Annotated in this window: 15 protein-coding genes and 1 other RNA gene; 12 read left to right on the forward strand and 4 right to left on the reverse strand. The window is 29.2% G+C overall.

The features are described from left to right. Positions 1-2 precede the first annotated feature (2 nt). On the reverse strand, positions 3-1,085 hold the full coding sequence (aroC, locus tag ACTT9Y_RS00250) for a chorismate synthase (protein WP_440932504.1): 1,083 nt from the start codon (positions 1,083-1,085) through the stop codon (positions 3-5). Positions 1,086-1,118: 33 nt separating this feature from the next. Here aroC and pdxH point away from each other — a divergent pair, with 33 nt between their 5' ends. After that, positions 1,119-1,745, forward strand: a complete 627-nt coding sequence (gene pdxH / locus ACTT9Y_RS00255) for a pyridoxamine 5'-phosphate oxidase (RefSeq protein WP_440932505.1) — start codon at positions 1,119-1,121, stop codon at positions 1,743-1,745. Here the strand turns inward: pdxH and ACTT9Y_RS00260 are convergent. Then, the gene (locus ACTT9Y_RS00260; protein WP_440932506.1) at positions 1,742-2,755 is read right to left on the reverse strand and encodes a polyprenyl synthetase family protein; all 1,014 of its coding nucleotides are present in this window, start codon (positions 2,753-2,755) and stop codon (positions 1,742-1,744) included. The genes pdxH and ACTT9Y_RS00260 overlap by 4 nt on opposite strands. A 114-nt stretch (positions 2,756-2,869) precedes the next feature. On the opposite strand from ACTT9Y_RS00260, the gene ACTT9Y_RS00265 reads away from it, so the two are divergent. The 4 genes from ACTT9Y_RS00265 to ppdK are packed head-to-tail and all read left to right on the forward strand — an operon-like array spanning position 2,870 to position 9,273. Further along, complete coding sequence (locus tag ACTT9Y_RS00265; protein ID WP_440932507.1) at positions 2,870-3,676, forward strand: S49 family peptidase; 807 nt, start codon at positions 2,870-2,872, stop codon at positions 3,674-3,676. Further along, a complete protein-coding gene (locus ACTT9Y_RS00270; protein ID WP_440932826.1) occupies positions 3,666-4,547 on the forward strand; it encodes a glycine--tRNA ligase subunit alpha in 882 nt (293 codons plus the stop codon). Before ACTT9Y_RS00265 ends, ACTT9Y_RS00270 begins: the two co-directional genes overlap by 11 nt. Next, complete coding sequence (gene glyS / locus ACTT9Y_RS00275; RefSeq protein WP_440932508.1) at positions 4,547-6,613, forward strand: glycine--tRNA ligase subunit beta; 2,067 nt, start codon at positions 4,547-4,549, stop codon at positions 6,611-6,613. Before ACTT9Y_RS00270 ends, glyS begins: the two co-directional genes overlap by 1 nt. Next, on the forward strand, positions 6,613-9,273 hold the full coding sequence (ppdK, locus tag ACTT9Y_RS00280; RefSeq protein ID WP_440932509.1) for a pyruvate, phosphate dikinase: 2,661 nt from the start codon (positions 6,613-6,615) through the stop codon (positions 9,271-9,273). The genes glyS and ppdK overlap by 1 nt, the downstream gene beginning before the upstream one ends. Positions 9,274-9,278: 5 nt before the next feature. Here the strand turns inward: ppdK and ssrA are convergent. Further along, positions 9,279-9,575: a transfer-messenger RNA gene (ssrA, locus tag ACTT9Y_RS00285) on the reverse strand. Between the two features lie 106 nt (positions 9,576-9,681). Between ssrA and ACTT9Y_RS00290 the strand changes: the two genes are divergently transcribed. The 4 genes from ACTT9Y_RS00290 (at position 9,682) to thyX (ending at position 13,963) form a co-directional block, all read left to right on the forward strand. Beyond that, positions 9,682-10,872, forward strand: a complete 1,191-nt coding sequence (locus tag ACTT9Y_RS00290; RefSeq protein ID WP_440932510.1) for a hypothetical protein — start codon at positions 9,682-9,684, stop codon at positions 10,870-10,872. A 6-nt stretch (positions 10,873-10,878) separates the two neighbouring features. Continuing rightward, entirely contained in the window at positions 10,879-12,159 is a 1,281-nt protein-coding gene (locus ACTT9Y_RS00295) for an FAD-binding oxidoreductase (RefSeq protein WP_440932511.1), read from the forward strand. A gap of 2 nt (positions 12,160-12,161) precedes the next feature. Beyond that, complete coding sequence (locus ACTT9Y_RS00300; RefSeq protein ID WP_440932512.1) at positions 12,162-12,890, forward strand: SDR family NAD(P)-dependent oxidoreductase; 729 nt, start codon at positions 12,162-12,164, stop codon at positions 12,888-12,890. Between the two features lie 125 nt (positions 12,891-13,015). Further along, positions 13,016-13,963 carry an FAD-dependent thymidylate synthase gene (thyX, locus tag ACTT9Y_RS00305; RefSeq protein WP_440932513.1) on the forward strand — a complete coding sequence of 316 codons (948 nt, stop codon included), beginning with the start codon at positions 13,016-13,018 and terminating at the stop codon, positions 13,961-13,963. Here thyX and ACTT9Y_RS00310 read toward each other — a convergent pair. Then, positions 13,944-14,819, reverse strand: a complete 876-nt coding sequence (locus ACTT9Y_RS00310; protein WP_440932514.1) for an Mrp/NBP35 family ATP-binding protein — start codon at positions 14,817-14,819, stop codon at positions 13,944-13,946. The two genes, thyX and ACTT9Y_RS00310, sit on opposite strands and share 20 nt — an antisense overlap. Between ACTT9Y_RS00310 and hflK the strand changes: the two genes are divergently transcribed. The 3 genes from hflK to ACTT9Y_RS00325 are packed head-to-tail and all read left to right on the forward strand — an operon-like array spanning position 14,820 to position 16,987. Beyond that, positions 14,820-15,920, forward strand: coding sequence for an FtsH protease activity modulator HflK (gene hflK / locus ACTT9Y_RS00315; protein ID WP_075535910.1), 1,101 nt, complete (start codon positions 14,820-14,822; stop codon positions 15,918-15,920). It abuts the gene before it with no gap. Position 15,921: 1 nt separating this feature from the next. Next, entirely contained in the window at positions 15,922-16,794 is an 873-nt protein-coding gene (hflC, locus tag ACTT9Y_RS00320) for a protease modulator HflC (protein ID WP_440643411.1), read from the forward strand. Between the two features lie 7 nt (positions 16,795-16,801). Further along, positions 16,802-16,987: a DUF2065 domain-containing protein gene (locus ACTT9Y_RS00325; protein WP_075484568.1), complete on the forward strand. Its 186-nt coding sequence runs from the start codon at positions 16,802-16,804 to the stop codon at positions 16,985-16,987.

Here is a 16,987-nt window from a genome sequence, read left to right on the forward strand (position 1 = left end):
AGCTAACTACATTGGGCTTTATTCATTAAGTAGTGATCAAGCAAAACACAGTTCATCATAGCTTCACCAATTGGTACAGCTCTAATTCCAACACAAGGATCATGTCTACCTTTAACAGATATTGAAGTATTTTTACCAAATTTATTTATAGTTTTTCTACTAGTTAAAATTGACGATGTCGGTTTGACAGCAAAAGATGCAACAATTTCTTGGCCCGTAGAAATTCCACCAAGAATTCCACCCGCTTTATTTGAATTGAATTTTAATTTATTTCCTTTTGAGGAAATTTCATCTGAATTTTGTTCCCCACTTAATTGTGCTGAGTTCATTCCTGCACCAATATTTACACCTTTAACTGCATTAATACTCATTAGACCCGAAGCTATGTCAGTATCCAATTTTGAATAAATTGGAGCACCTAAACCAACTGGGATACCTCTCGCTCTTATTTCAATCACAGCTCCACATGAGGATCCTGATTTTCTTACACCAAGCAAATATTTTTCCCATAATTTAATCATTGATTTATCTGGACAAAAAAATGGATTTTTTGAAATTACTTTATCATTCCATTGATTTGTATCACATCCAAGAATTCCTAGCTGAGTTACTGCACCAATTACTTTAAATTTTTTACCTAATTTTTTTTGAAGTACAACTTTTGCTATTGCACCGGCCGCAACTCTTGCTGCAGTTTCTCTTGCGGAAGATCTGCCACCACCTCGATAGTCTCTAATTCCATATTTTTTAAAATAAGTAAAATCTGCATGACCTGGTCTGAACTTATCTTTAATATTACTATAATCTTTGGATCTCATATCCTTGTTGTAGATTATGAGAGAAATAGGTGTTCCTGTAGTTTTACCCTCAAATACTCCTGACAATATTTGAACTTTGTCATCCTCTTTTCTCTGAGTTGTAAATTTAGATTGTCCTGGTTTTCTTTTGTCTAATTCTATTTGAATATCTTGCTCTTTAAGATTTATATTTGGAGGACAACCATCAACAATACAGCCAATTGCAGGTCCATGAGACTCTCCCCAAGTTGTGAAACGAAATAGCTTTCCAAAAGTATTAAATGACATTATTTATATTATATAGATTATTTTGTTTAAATTATGAATCAAAAAAACTCTTTAGGTCTTAATAGTTGCTTTCTTGATATAGACGATCCAATTCATTTATTTCATGAATGGATGGAGGAAGCAAAGAGAACTGAGCCAAATGATCCAAACGCCGTTGCTTTGGCCACATCAGATAAAAACAACATTCCGTCAGTTAGAATGGTTTTACTTAAAGATTTCAACAAAGATGGATTTGTATTTTATACAAATTTAAATAGTCAAAAGGGAAATGAGTTAAAAGAAAATCCGTATGCTGCGATGTGTTTCCATTGGAAAAGTCTCCTAAGACAAATAAGAATTAATGGAAAGGTTTCATTAGTTTCTGATCAGGTTGCAGATGAATACTATTCATCTAGAGCGTATGAGAGTCGGATAGGAGCATGGGCTTCTAAGCAAAGTGAAGAATTAAATTCGCGAGAACAATTGTTAAAATCTATACAAAATTACAAAAAAAAATATAGTAACAAATTAGATGTACCAAGACCAAGTTACTGGTCTGGATGGGTTTTATCTCCAAATAGCATTGAATTTTGGTTAGATGGTGAGAACAGAATTCACGAGAGATTAAAATATAATAAAGATAAGTCCGGGAAGTGGATAAAGTCTTTATTAAGTCCTTAAAAATTTCTAGATAAACTAAATGATGTTAATCTTTTAAGAATATTTTTTTCTTCAGAGTCTTTAAATACACTTAAAGAATTCGAGGCTAAATTTATATAGTGCTGTGCTTTTTGATAGCATTCCTGAATTATTTTATACTTATTTATAAGAGCAATAATTTCATTAAAGTCATTTTTTGTTCTTAACTCTTTTTTAAATATATTTGATAAAATTTTCTTTTCATCATTTCCTAATTTTTGAAAAAGTAAAATTATTGGTAAGGTAATTTTTCCTTCAAAAAAATCTTGACCAATTTTTTTACCAAATAGTTTGAGCTCAGCATTATAGTCTAGTGTGTCGTCTGCTATTTGAAAAGTTAATCCCAAGTTTCTTCCATAAAATTCTAAAGCATCTTTTTCTTTATTTTCTGCATTAGATAAAATTGCACCAACTTTAGTTGCAGCTGCAAATAACTCAGCAGTTTTAGCTGAGATTATTTTTAAATATGTTTCTTCTAGCATATCAACTTCACCTCTGTGTTGAAGTTGCAGAACTTCTCCTTGAGCGATTTTAGATGAAGTGGACGATAATAATTTTAAAACTTCTAGGTTTCCGTCTTCTACCATCATTTCAAAACATCTACTCAATAGATAATCTCCAATTAAAACTGACGAATGATTATTCCAGACTTTGTTTAAAGTTTCTTTTCCTCTTCTAACAGTGCCTTCATCAATTACATCATCATGCATCAATGTTGCACTGTGAATTAATTCAACACACGCAGCTAAATTTATATCTCTAGAGCCTTTAGAGTAACCACATAATTTTGCACTACCCAATGTTAGTAAAGCCCTTAGTCTTTTTCCTCCAGTTTCTATATGATAATCTGTCATTTTTTGAACCAGCTGTACGTCACTAGATAATTTTGACTTTATTTTTTCTTCGGTTAAAACCAGCTTTTCTTCAACTGAGTCTTTAAGCTGAAAATATGAATCATTTATTTGATTTTTAAGCTGTACAACTGTTCCCATAAGATTTTTAAATTAGTATAATTTGTTTATATATATTACTTATCAATTGACGCACCAGTTTCTTCAATTATAAGTAGTCTTTATATTCAATAAATAATTCTATAAGACTTACCTATGTTCTCTTTTTTTAAAAAGAAAAAAATTGTTGCTCACTTAAAATTAAGTGGGGTTATTGGTAATGCAGGAAAGTTTAAACAAGGTATTGATTTTGCAGGTCAAGAAGAACTAATTAAAAAGGCTTTTTCTTTGAAAAAAGCGGCATGTGTTGCTCTATCAATCAATTCTCCAGGAGGATCACCAGTTCAATCACATTTAATCTACAGCTTTATTAGACAACAAGCAAAAAAACACAAAAAAGAAGTTATTGTATTTGCTGAAGACGTAGCGGCTTCTGGAGGCTATTTGATTTCATGTGCTGGGGACGAAATTTATGCAAATTCAAGTTCAATAATTGGATCCATAGGAGTGATATATTCTTCTTTTGGATTTACAGAGTTGATAAAAAAAATTGGGGTTGAAAGAAGAGTTCATACTGCTGGCAAAAATAAAAGTACACTTGATCCATTTTTAGAAGAAAAAAACGAGGATATTGAAAGATTAAAAAATATTCAATTGGATCTTCATAAAGACTTTATAGATGTTGTTGAAAAAAGTAGAGGATCAAAATTAAATAAATCTGATGTAGAACTTTTTTCAGGTGAGTTTTGGTCAGGCAGTAAAGCAAAAAATTTAGGATTGATTGATGGAATAGGTAATGCACATGAAATATTAAAAGATAAATTTGGTGAGGATGTAATTATTAAAAAATTTGAAAAATCAAAAGGATGGTTAAGTCAAAAACTTTCCTCATCTAGCAATCAAGTAGATCAAATAGCAAGTATTTTAGATGAAAGATCAATTTGGCAAAGATATGGTTTCTAAAGCAAAAAAAGAAAAAAAAAAAATTCAAACATTCCAAGATACAATTTTAAATCTTCAGAAATTTTGGAGTAAAAAGGGATGCGTTATTCTTCAGCCTTACGATATGGAGGTTGGTGCAGGAACTTTTCATCCAGCTACTACTCTAAGATCACTAGGAACTAAACCATGGAAAGCAGCTTACGTACAACCATCAAGAAGACCCACAGATGGAAGATATGGAGATAATCCAAACAGGTTACAACACTATTATCAATTTCAAGTTTTAATCAAACCTTCTCCTGAAAATATAAAAAAACTTTATTTAAATAGTTTGTCTACTATAGGAATAGATCATAATGATCATGATATAAGGTTTGTTGAAGATGATTGGGAAAGTCCAACGTTAGGTGCTGCAGGATTGGGATGGGAAGTATGGTGTGATGGAATGGAAATTACTCAATTCACCTATTTTCAACAAATGGCTGGATTTGATTGTAAACCTGTTTCAGTTGAAATCACTTATGGGTTAGAAAGAATTTGTATGTTTACCCAAAAAGAAAAAAATGTTTATGATTTATTGTGGAATGATGAAGGCGTAAAATATCACGAAGTTTTTCATCAGGCCGAAAAAGAATTTTCAGCATACAATTTTGAACATGCGAATGTAGAAAAACTTTTGAAAATGTTTGAAATGCACGAGTCTGAGGCAAAAGATTTGGTAGAAAAAAAAATTTCATTACCAGCATATGATCAATGTCTAAAAGCCAGTCATGTGTTTAATATTCTAGATGCAAGAGGTGCAATCAGTGTCGCTCAAAGAGCTGGTTATATTGCCAGAATAAGAGACATCACAAAATCTGCAGCTGGCGTTTGGTTAGACAGTCAAAAATAATGTCAGAGTTTTTTTTAGAATTATTTAGTGAAGAAATACCTTCAAATCTTCAACAAAATTTGAGGGAAGACTTACTTAAAAGTTTTAATGATTTATTTTTAGAAAAATCAATTTTATTTAAAAAAAGCTCTTCATATTCAACACCAAACAGACTAGTGGTATTATTTGAAGGTGTTCAAAAAAATGTTGTATTAAAATCTGAGGAGATTAAAGGTCCAAACATTAAGTCACCAGAGACAGCACTCGAGGGGTTTGTTAGGTCAAATAAAATCTTAAAAAAGGATCTCTACCAAAAGAAAACAGACAAAGGAGAATTTTATTTTTTCAAGACAAAATCAAAAAAATTACACACAGATGAATTATTAGAAGAATTTATCCCAATATTATTAAATAAAATTCAATGGAAAAAATCAATGTGTTGGGGAACTTTTGACCTAAATTGGGGCAGACCTTTAAAGTCAATTCTAGCTGTATTTGGTAAAAAAAAGTTAAATTTTAATTTTCATCACCTAACATCTTCTAACTCAACTTTTGTTGATAAAGAATTTGAGGAAAATAAAAAGTCTTTCTTAGAATTTAAAAATTATAAAAGTTTTTTTAAAAAAATTGACATTATCGTTGATCACAAAGAAAGAAAAAAATTAATAGAAAAAAAATTTAACAATATATTAAAAAATAAAAATATTAAGATCCAACATAATCCTAGATTACTTAATGAGGTTGTAGATTTAACAGATCAACCAAATATCCTACTTTGTGAATTTGATAAAAAATTCTTAAATATTCCAAAAGAAATATTAATTATTACCATGCAATCCCACCAAAAATATTTTCCTATATTTGATAATAAAGAAAATATTACTAATGAGTTTTTAGTGGTTGCAAACAAAAAAGACAAAAAAGGATTGATTAAATTAGGAAATGAAAGAGTAGTTGAAGCAAGATTAAGTGACGCAGAATTTTTTTGGAAAAAAGATAAATCTCAAAATATGGTCAAAAAAGTTACTGAATTAAAATCAATGAATTATTTTAAAGGATTAGGAAGTTATTTCGATAAAGCCCAAAGAATGAGAAAATTAGGTGGAATGATATCTGATGAACTTTTAATCAGTAAAGAAAAAGTTGAATTGTCAGCATCAATTTGTAAAGTTGATTTATTATCAGAACTAGTAGGTGAATTTCCAGAACTCCAAGGTGTAATGGGTGGTTATTTCGCTAACGCACAAGGTTTTGATAAAGATTTAGCTTTGGCAATAAGTGAACAATATTTACCTACAGGTTCAGGTTCAAGAGTTCCAAAAAAACCATTTAGCATAGCCCTTTCTTTGGCTGATAAGTTAGATACTTTAGTTGGTTTTTTTGGTTTAAATCAAAAGCCAACAAGTTCGAAAGATCCGTATGCTCTAAGAAGATTAGCATTGGGGGTAATAAGAATAATAGTTGAAAATAAAAAAGATTTTAAAATAAAAGATCTAATTAATTATTCTTTAAGCCTGTATTTAGATCAAGGTTTTGAAATTGATAACCTATCTCTACAAAATGAATTATCAGATTTTTTAATGGATAGATTAAAATATCACATGAAGGAGGAAAATATTAGAAGTGACATAATTCAAGCATCAACTAGTTCTTTTAACTTAGATCAATCTGTTATTATTTATAATAAAGCTAAACATTTAAATAAAATTATCAACAAACCAAATGGTTTAGATATTATTGCAAGCTATAAAAGAGCCTCAAACATTTTAGACGATGAATTAAAAAAAGATAAAATAGAATTATCAAATACAACTGACCCTGGAATTTTTAAAACTGAATTAGAAAAAAACCTATTTAAAAAAATTAGTGAATTAAGGAATTATTTTTCAGGTATTAATAAAGATGAAAATTATGTTCAAACATTGGACAATTTAGCCAGCGTCAAAAGAGAGGTTTTTGACTTTTTTGATAATGTGATTGTGAACGAAGATGATCTGGTCATAAAGAAGAATAGGCTGGAACTAATCCAAATGATTTGTAAAACGTTCAACAATTATGTAAATTTTGCTCTAATCGACTCCCGTTAATGAAAAAACTTATTTTAAACTTTAATTCTAAGGATAGTAAAAAAATTAAAAATCCTAAAAACTTTTTAGGAGGAAAAGGTGCTAATCTTTCTGAAATGGGAAGAATGGGTCTTCCAGTGCCTCCTGGTTTTACAATATCTACAAAAGTTTGTGAAATTTTTTATAAGGATAAAAAAAAATTAAATAAAAATTTAATTTCTCAAATTAAAAAAGAATTAAAACTAATTGAAAAAGATGTTTCTAAAAAATTTGGAGACTTAAAAAATCCACTTTTGTTATCTGTACGTTCTGGCGCAAGAGTATCAATGCCAGGTATGATGGATACTATTCTAAATCTGGGTCTGAATGATAAAACAGTTAAAGCTTTAGCAATCAAAACTTCAAATGGAAGGTTTGCTAAAGACAGTTATAGAAGATTCATTCAAATGTACGGCAATGTTGTAATGGGTGTAGAAGGTTATCATTTTGAGGAATTAATTGAAAATTATAAACTTACTAAAGGTGTATTGTTAGATACAGATTTAGATGAAAGTGATTGGGATGGATTAATTGAAGATTTTAAAAGAACAGTAAGAGAAAAGGCAAATAAAGATTTTCCTCAAGATGTTCATAAACAATTGCTAGGAGCAATAAGTGCAGTATTTTTATCGTGGGAAAGTAATAGAGCAAAAGTTTATAGAAAATTAAATCAAATACCATCCGAGTGGGGAACTGCCGTAAATGTTCAATCGATGGTTTTTGGAAATATGGGTAATGATTGTGCAACAGGAGTTGTGTTTACAAGAAATCCATCAGATGGATCAAATGATGTATATGGTGAATATTTAATTAATGCACAAGGCGAAGATGTTGTAGCGGGCACAAGGACCCCTCAATACATAACTAAAAAAGCTAGGAGAGAAGCTAAAGTAAAAGAATTATCAATGGAAGAGTCTATGCCTAAAGTCTTTAAAGAACTTCAAAAAATTTTGAAAAAATTAGAGATGCATTATAAAGATATGCAAGACGTAGAGTTTACAGTTGAAAGTAATAAACTCTGGATGCTTCAAACAAGATCAGGAAAAAGAACAGCAAAATCTGCAGTCAAAATTGCAGTTGATATGGTTAAAGAAAAATTAATTTCTAAAAAAGAAGCTGTATTAAGAATTGACCCAAACTCTTTAGATACACTTTTGCACCCCACTTTGAATGAAAAAAGTTCAATTAATGTTATAGCAAATGGATTGCCAGCATCACCAGGTGCAGCCAGTGGTAAAGTTGTATTTACATCAGAAGAGGCTGAAAGATTAACCGCAATGATGCAAGATACAATTTTGGTTAGAGTAGAGACTTCACCAGAAGATATACAAGGAATGCATGCTGCTAAAGGAATTTTGACTGCCAGAGGAGGTATGACAAGTCATGCGGCTGTTGTTGCAAGAGGTATGGGTAGACCATGTGTATCAGGATCAAGTGAAATTGATATAAACTATGAAAATAAATCTTTTAAAACTTCTTCAATGGAAATAAAAGAAGGAGAAGTAATCACAATTGATGGCTCAACTGGAAGAATTATTGCTGGAAGTGTTTCAACTGTGAAACCAGAAATATCTGGTGATTTTTCGAAGTTAATGTCTTGGGCAGATAGCTATAGAAAATTAAAAGTAAGAACAAATTCTGAAACTCCAAAAGATACTAAAACAGCAAAAGACTTTGGTGCAGAAGGTATTGGGCTATGTAGAACTGAACATATGTTTTTTGATGAAGAAAGAATTTTGTCTGTAAGAGAAATGATATTATCAAAAACAAAAGAAGACAGAGCAATAGCATTAGAAAAACTTTTACCGCATCAAAGAAAAGATTTTATAGATATTTTTAAAATTATGAGTGGACTACCAGTCACAGTAAGATTGTTGGACCCACCATTACATGAATTTTTACCACGTACAGAAAAGGAAATTAATGAGGTTGCTAATATAGTTAATCTAACCGTTAAAGAAGTCGAGTCAAGAATTGAAGAGCTTCATGAGCAAAATCCTATGTTAGGTCACAGAGGCTGTCGCCTAGGAATATCTTTTCCAGAAATTTATGAAATGCAATGTAAAGCAATATTTGAAGCTTTAGCATACCTTAAAAAAAGCAAAATTAAATCTGCATTTCCTGAAATAATGATACCTTTAGTATCAACAGAGGCTGAGATAAAAATAATGAAAGAGCTAGTAATTAGAACTGCAAGTCAAGTTCAACTAGAACATAAATTGAAAATAGAATTTTTAGTAGGTACAATGATTGAATTACCTAGGGCAGCGATAAAAGCAAAGGAAATTGCTAAGCATGCAGAATTTTTTAGTTTCGGAACAAATGACTTAACACAAACTACTTTTGGAATTAGTAGAGATGATAGTGGTAAATTTTTAAATGATTATTTAGAAAATAAAATATTTTCTATTGATCCTTTTGTTTCAATAGATGAGGGAGTTTCAGATTTAGTACAAATAGCAGTAGAAAGAGGACTAAAACAAAACAAAAACCTTAAATTGGGTATATGTGGAGAGCATGGTGGTGATCCACATAGTATATCATTTTGTTCTAAAGCAGGATTAAATTATGTTTCATGCTCACCTTACAGAGTACCTGTTGCAAGATTGGCCGCTGCTCAAGCCGAACTTAAAAAAAATTAAATTAAACAGGGGCGTTCTGTTGCCAGGTGCCCCGAACCCCGTTTGCTTAATTAACAAAGTTAATTAGGCAGCAAGTGCGTAACTTTCGTTAGCAATTATAAATTAGCCCGTTACGGTGGAACAATCCCGAACGAAAGAATAGCCTTTAGTCACCCGTCGAATCTAGTTCACCCCCATAATTGCAATGGTGGAGGTGGTGGGTACTGCCCCCACGTCCGAAATGGTTATTACGAAATTCGTTTATCGTTGTAGCCATAAAATGGCAATTTTAATATACAGTCTTAATTCTTCATTTCAACATTATTATATTTTGAAATAAAATATAGGATAATTAATTAAATCTTTTAGTATTATTAAAAAATTTTAAGATACTTATGGATTAACAAATTTTTTAAATTTCAATATTTTATGGAACAAACAAAAAATCAATTTAATAAAATTTTTTTTATATATGTAATTTTTTTAATCTTTTCTTCTATTTATTTACTTTCAAAGACTTACCTTTCACCTACAAATAATTCTATGGCTGAATGGGCAATAAATTATTCAGGTGGTTTTGGTAGAAGAGGTTTTTTTGGAGAAATTTTCACTCACATAAGTATTTTTTTTGATGTTAGTTATAGAAAAGTAATATTAGTATTTTTGTTTCTTGTTTTTATTTTATACTATTTTTTAGTCTATTTCTTTGTCATAAGCGTTAATTTAAATAAGTGGATAATAATTTCAATTTTATCTCCATTATTTTTAATTTTCCCTATTGCTGAATTAGAGGCTTTAGGAAGAAAAGATATATTAATTCCTTTATCTTTTATTCTATATATTTACTTGATTAAAAAATTAAATTTTACAGTTAGTGTTTTATATTTAGTTTTCATATATTCCATTTTATTACTGACTCACGAAGTGTCTATGTTTTATATTCCTTTTTTTTATTTAGTTCTAATTTCAAAATATGAAAAACTTGAATTAAAAAAAGTAATTACGATCATATTAATTTCTTTCTTATTTTTATTAATTTTTTATCTCCTTTCTAAGTCTATTCATTCAGAACAACAGTTTAAGTTACTGTGTGAAAATTTAAAAGAAAAGTTAAATGAAAACTGTGGTTTAGGAGCGTTTATGTTGAAAAGAACTTTAAGTGCAAATTTTGCTGAAATGAAAAGTTTTAATTTTCAACACATTCCTCATAATTTAATAATTTTTTTATTAGGATACATATTTTTAATATTTCTTTATATTAACTCAAAGTTTAAAAATAATAATATTTTATCTAAGTTTATGAGTTTTAAACTTTGGGGTTTGTTATTATTCTTACTTACATTAATTCCATTTATAATCGCTGTAGATTGGGGAAGATGGTATAATCTCAGTTATTCAATGTTATTATTATATTTTCTATACAATTTTAAAAATAAAATAATTTTATTTGAAGAAAGTAATTTATTAAAAAAATTAAATTTGATTTTTTTCTCAAGTAGAAAAAAATATCTTATTTTTATATTTGTTTTTTGTTTAACATGGAATCCTAAAGCTGTTTATCACGAAGATATTGGATCAATTCCAATTTACAGGACTATACTCAAAATATATAAATATTAGTAAAAAGTGAGAAACAACATATACAATTTTTCTTTTACCAAATCTTATTCAAATAGAACTAATAAGCCAAAAAATTTAAATGAACTTAAAACACTATTAAAAAAAAAATTTGTAATTGTTGGAAATCAAAGATCTTATAATGATTGCTTTATAGGATATAAACAAAAAATATCATTAACCAATTTTAACAAAATCATAAATTTTGATAAAAAAAAAAAATTGATAGAAGTAGAGACTGGAATTTCTTTAAAAAAATTAAATAATTTTTTATTAAAAAATGGTTTCATGTTGGAGTGTATGCCAGGTTGTAAATATGTAACTATTGGTGGCATGATAGCCAATAATATTAGTGGAAAATTAAATATTAAAAATAATTTCTCTAATTATATACAGTCTTTAAAGATTATTGATAAGAACTTAAATTTGTTAAATTGCTCTAATAGGCGAAATAAGAAACTTTTCAAACTTACTATAAACGGAAAAGGATCTACGGGACCAATAATTTCTGCAAAAATTAAAATTATTAAAATTCAGAGTGAAAAAATTAATGAAACAATTTTAAATTTTAGGTCTTATAATCATTTTTATGATCATCTTAAAAAAATAAGTAAATTTAAGTATGGAGTTTGTTGGGTTGATTTTACTAAAAAAAATTTTGATGGATTAATTTTTCTAGGTAATCATGATACCCATAAAAAAAATTTTCAAAATAAAATTAACGATATATCTCTTCCGATATTATTTGCTAAAATTGTTGGCATATTTATAAATAACAAATTTTTCATTTCTTTATTTAATAGATTATTTAAATTTAAGAACATAATTTTTAGTAAAAAAATCTCAAATTTTAATGACTTTTTTTTCCCACAAAATAAAATAAAAAATTGGAATTATTTTTTTAGTAACGGATTTGTTCAATTTCAAATTTACTTAAAAATAAAAGATCTAAAAAAAATTATTAGGGATTTAAAATCGTTGATTGAGGATAATCAATTAGTCTCAAGTTTTGTTATAATTAAATTTCATAAAAAAACATTAAAAGAAAAAAATTTTAAAATATCATTATCTTTAGACTTTCCTATAAAAAAAAATTTTATTCGTATTCAAAAAGCATTAAGTAATTTTGTAATCAAAAATAATATTGAAGTTGAGCTTTCTAAAGACATTATTTTAGATAAATTAAACAAAAAAACTCTTGATATTAATCCTGTATTTAAAAAAAAAAATCTAAAGTATTTTCATAAAAATTATGAATCAAGTATGTTTAAAAGAATAGAAAGAATTTAGTAATGAGAAAAAAGTTGTTTATACATGGTGGATCTTCTCTTCTGTCAAAATATCTGATTAAAAAATTTTCAAGTGAATATGATGATTTTTATATTTTTTGTAGAAATATAGAAAAAGCTAAACAAATCATTGACTTTGAATCTTATACAAAAGAAAAAAATTTTTACTTTTTTTCCAATGACCTAAATAATTTAGATGAAACACTTAAAGATATTGAAAAATTACCATCAGACCTTGGAGGTATAATTTGGGTGACTGGATCAACAGGAAGCCCTGATCAAGAGTTTTTAGATTACAAAGAAGCTCAGAAAAATATTAATGTTAATTTTACTCATGCTGTTTTATGTTTAACTAATTTAACAAAAAAAATTCTTCTCGAAAAAAATTCATTTATTTGTGTTATTACTTCTGTAGCTGGATTAAGAGGCAGATCTAAGAGACTTTATTATAGTGCTGCAAAAGGTGGGTTAATAAACTTTATATCAGGCCTTAGACAGTATTATAAGGATAAATTAAAGATAATAACTGTTATACCTGGTTATATTTCTACTAATAGCTTTACAGAAAAATCTCCTGAATTCTTAATAACAACTCCAGAAAAAGCTGCTGATACAATTTTTAATAGTATAAAAAGAAATAAAGAAATTGTTTATATAAATTTTTTATGGAGATACATAATGATAATTATTAACTTAATTCCTGAAAAAATTTTTAAAAAATTGAACTTTTAACTTTTAATCTGGTGATGAAAAAATTTAAAAATCTTCAATAAATACTTAAATTAAATATGTACAAAAGTTATCAACATATCAATTTTAATATATAATTTTACATAAATTAGTATTAATACAATCTAATGAGTCTTACTAAAGAGCAAATAAGTGAAATCAAAGACCAACAATCTCAGAAGAATGAGACGAAACGTGTTGTTGCTCCTGAGTTAGAAAAAATACTTTACGAGGCTTTGCCAATTTTAGATCATGGTTTTGTGAGAGTTGTTGATTATATGGGAGATGATAACTCAATTGTGCAGGCAGCAAGGGTATCTTACGGTAAAGGAACTAAGAAAGTTTCTACCGATTCAGGTCTTATTAAATATTTAATGAGACATTGGCACAGTACTCCATTTGAAATGTGCGAAATTAAATATCATATTAAGCTACCAATATTTATTGCCAGACAATGGATTAGGCACAGAACTGCAAACGTTAATGAATATTCTGCAAGGTATTCAATTCTAGACAAAGAATTTTATTTGCCAACACAAGAAAATTTAGCCGCTCAATCAACTAGTAACAGACAGGGTAGAGGAGACGTCTTGGAAGGAAAACAGGCAGAGGAAGTTTTGGAACTTTTAAAAAGTGATGCAGAGAGAACTTATGATAACTATGAGACCATGCTTAATGAAAGATTTGATGGATCAACTATTGATGAAAATAAAAAAGGTTTAGCAAGAGAACTTGCAAGAATGAATTTAACATTAAATACCTATACTCAATGGTATTGGAAAACTGATTTATTAAACTTAATGAATTTTCTAAGATTAAGAGCTGATAGTCATGCTCAATATGAAATTAGAGTTTATGCAGACATAATGTTGGATACTGTAAAAAAATGGGTTCCCATTACTTATGATGCTTTTATGGATTATAGAGTTGGTGGAACCGAGGTTTCTGCAAAAGGAAAATTAATTATCCAAAAACTTATTAAAGGTGAAAATGTAGATGTTGAAAGTTCTGGACTGTCTAAAAGAGAGTGGAATGAACTAATGATTGCTTTTGATCTTAAAGATAAGTTGATTTAATTTTTTCAGCAAAATTTAAATATATTTTAGAAATTTCATGATCGGGATTAGTTTCCACAATTGGCTTTCCTTCATCTCCAGTTTTCCCAACTTCTGGATTAATTGGAATCTCACCCAAAAATTCTTTTTGAAATTCCTTTGCAGTTTTTTTAACTCCACCTTCTCCAAAAATTTTATATTTTTTTCCATCATCTCCAATAAAAAAACTCATGTTATCGACTAAACCTAAAATTTTTACTCCAAGTTTATCAAACATTTTAATTCCTCTTTTGACATCCAGTAGTGCTACTTCCTGGGGTGTAGATACAATTATTGCACCATCCATTTTTATTTCTTGTGAAAAAGTTAGCTGTGTATCACCAGTTCCTGGAGGCATATCAACTATTATAAAATCTAAATCTTTCCAATTTACTTTTTGAGTAAATGTTTTGATGGCACTTGTTACCATTGGACCTCGCCAAATCATGGGAGTTTGTTGATCAGCTAAAAAACCAATAGACATACATTGAATATTGTATTTGATAATAGGATCTAATTTTTGACCATCGCTTTTTGGTTTTTCATTAATATCAAACATTTTAGGAATTGATGGACCATAAATATCCGCATCTAAAAGACCAACTTTACATCCAACTTTTTTCAAAGCTAAAGCAAGATTCGTTGCAAATGTAGATTTTCCAACGCCTCCTTTTGCACTGGAGATAGCTATTGTAAACTTAGTTCCAAGAATAGGATTTTTAGTGAATTTTTTAGGTTCTAGCTTACTTTTCATTGCGGCACTAAGTTCAGGTTTTTTATCAGTCATAAAAGTATCATTACTTGTTTTTTGCAATAAAGACACTATATACTTTTGCATATGTCAGACGATTTTAAAGGTCAAAGTCCTTGGGGCGCACCTCCTGGTGGAGGAGGTAGTGGCAATGGATCAGGTAGAGGTCCAACACCACCAAACGTCGACGAATTAATTAGAGATCTTCAAGATAAAATTAAAAGATTCTTGCCTGGCGGAAAAACTTCGGGTGGAAAATCAATAAGTCTAATTTTATTAGTTTTAGTTTTTGTATGGTTAGCTAGCGGGCTTTACAGAGTATTGCCCGATGAACAGGGCGTTGTACTAAGATTTGGTAAGTTTGTAAAAACTACACAGCCTGGTTTGAACTATCATATACCTTTTCCCGTTGAAACTGTTCAAACACCTAAAGTCACTAAGGTTAATAGAATGGATATAGGATTTAGATCTGAGAGAGATAGTGGTTTCTCTACAGGTGGTGGCGTTGCTGATGTTCCACAAGAAAGCTTAATGTTAACTGGAGATGAAAACATAGTTAATATAGATTTTTCAGTATTTTGGGTAATAAAAGATGCAGGGAATTTCTTATTTAAAATTCAAGACCCAGAAGGCACAGTTAAAGCAGCAGCAGAAACTGCAATGAGAGAAGTGATAGCAAAAAGTGATATTCAGCCAATTTTAACGGAGGGAAGATCTAAAATTGAGCTTGAAACCCAAGAAATTATTCAAACTATTTTAGATGATTATGAAAGTGGAATTCAAATTACACAAGTTCAAACTCAAAAAGCTGACCCACCAGACCAAGTAATTGATGCATTTAGAGATGTACAAGCTGCAAGAGCAGACATGGAAAGATCTAAAAACGAAGCTGAAGCTTATGCAAATGATGTTATTCCAAGAGCACGAGGGGAAGCGCAAAAAATTTTACAAGCAGCAGAAGCTTACAAAAAAGAAGTTGTTGCAAAAGCTGAGGGTGAAGCGAGTAGATTTATAGCTATATACAATGAATATAAAAATGCAAAAGCAGTTACTCAAGAAAGAATGTATCTAGAGACTATGGAAAAAGTTTTAGCTGATATCGACAAAGTAATTATAGAAAAAAATGCAGGTTCAGGTGTAGTTCCATACTTACCTTTGCCAGAGTTAAAGAAGAAAGCGACAAATTAAAATGAAAGCTGGAAAAATATTAGCAGGAGTATTAGTTGCAATCGGAGTTGTAGCTTTTTTATCAGTAATTATAGTTAAAGAGGTTAACCAAGCAATAATTCTTCAATTTGGTGATCCAAAAAGAATCATAATGAAGCCTGGATTAAACTTTAAAATTCCATTTATTCAAAATGTTGTTTATTTAGATAAAAGAATTTTAAATTTAGACGCTCCGCCAGAAGAGGTTATTGCATCAGATCAAAAACGATTAATTGTTGATGCATTCGCAAGGTTTCAAATTATTGATCCATTAAAGTTTTATATTTCAGTGGGAAACGAAAGAGTTGCTAGATCAAGATTATCTACAATTATAAATTCAAGAATTAGAAATGTGTTAGGTCAAGAGGAATTACAAACATTGTTATCTAAAGATAGATCTAAGCAGATGGCTTTAATTAAAGAAGGTGTAAACAACGAAGCACAAAACTTTGGTATAAATATAGTAGACGTAAGAATTAAAAGAGCGGATCTTCCTCAAGCAAACAGTGATGCAATATATAGAAGAATGCAGACTGAAAGGGAAAGAGAAGCAAAAGAATTTAGAGCAAAAGGTGCAGAAATGGCTGTCACTATTACATCAACTGCTGACAAAGAAGTTACAGTGATTCTAGCAGACGCTCAAAAACAATCTGAGATTATGAAAGGGGAAGGTGATGGAGAAAGAAATAAAATATTTGCCGACGCCTTTGGCCAAGATCCAGAATTTTTTGCTTTCTATAGAGCAATGCAGGCATATGAAAAAGCTCTTATAGGCGGTGAAACTTCTTTAATTTTATCACCTGATAGTGAATTTTTTAAATTTTTTGGAAATATAAAACCTGAAATCCAACAATAATTCTTAAATGCGCGAGCTAGTTATAGCTTTTGGTCTTTTCTTATTTATCGAGGGAATTTTATACGCCTTATTTCCAGCAAAAATGAAAAGTATGTTGAAAAAATTAGAACTTGTTAAAGATAGTCAGCTTAGATCAGGTGGACTTATTTTTGCAGTAATTGGTTTTATAATTATTTATTACATTAAGAGCTAA

This window comes from Candidatus Pelagibacter sp., from assembly GCF_052049995.1.
Lineage (GTDB): Bacteria > Pseudomonadota > Alphaproteobacteria > Pelagibacterales > Pelagibacteraceae > Pelagibacter.

What these genes read in the sequence shown, in the direction of transcription:
- aroC (WP_440932504.1), bottom strand. Translation starts at nt 1,085, where the DNA reads ATGTCATTTAATACTTTTGGAAAGCTATTTCGTTTCACAACTTGGGGA.
- ACTT9Y_RS00265 (WP_440932507.1), top strand. Translation starts at nt 2,870, where the DNA reads ATGTTCTCTTTTTTTAAAAAGAAAAAAATTGTTGCTCACTTAAAATTA.
- ppdK (WP_440932509.1), top strand. Translation starts at nt 6,613, where the DNA reads ATGAAAAAACTTATTTTAAACTTTAATTCTAAGGATAGTAAAAAAATT.
- thyX (WP_440932513.1), top strand. Translation starts at nt 13,016, where the DNA reads ATGAGTCTTACTAAAGAGCAAATAAGTGAAATCAAAGACCAACAATCT.
- ACTT9Y_RS00290 (WP_440932510.1), top strand. Translation starts at nt 9,682, where the DNA reads ATGGAACAAACAAAAAATCAATTTAATAAAATTTTTTTTATATATGTA.
- ACTT9Y_RS00260 (WP_440932506.1), bottom strand. Translation starts at nt 2,755, where the DNA reads ATGGGAACAGTTGTACAGCTTAAAAATCAAATAAATGATTCATATTTT.
- hflC (WP_440643411.1), top strand. Translation starts at nt 15,922, where the DNA reads ATGAAAGCTGGAAAAATATTAGCAGGAGTATTAGTTGCAATCGGAGTT.
- ACTT9Y_RS00310 (WP_440932514.1), bottom strand. Translation starts at nt 14,819, where the DNA reads ATGCAAAAGTATATAGTGTCTTTATTGCAAAAAACAAGTAATGATACT.
- ACTT9Y_RS00270 (WP_440932826.1), top strand. Translation starts at nt 3,666, where the DNA reads ATGGTTTCTAAAGCAAAAAAAGAAAAAAAAAAAATTCAAACATTCCAA.
- glyS (WP_440932508.1), top strand. Translation starts at nt 4,547, where the DNA reads ATGTCAGAGTTTTTTTTAGAATTATTTAGTGAAGAAATACCTTCAAAT.
- ACTT9Y_RS00300 (WP_440932512.1), top strand. Translation starts at nt 12,162, where the DNA reads ATGAGAAAAAAGTTGTTTATACATGGTGGATCTTCTCTTCTGTCAAAA.
- hflK (WP_075535910.1), top strand. Translation starts at nt 14,820, where the DNA reads ATGTCAGACGATTTTAAAGGTCAAAGTCCTTGGGGCGCACCTCCTGGT.
- pdxH (WP_440932505.1), top strand. Translation starts at nt 1,119, where the DNA reads ATGAATCAAAAAAACTCTTTAGGTCTTAATAGTTGCTTTCTTGATATA.
- ACTT9Y_RS00325 (WP_075484568.1), top strand. Translation starts at nt 16,802, where the DNA reads ATGCGCGAGCTAGTTATAGCTTTTGGTCTTTTCTTATTTATCGAGGGA.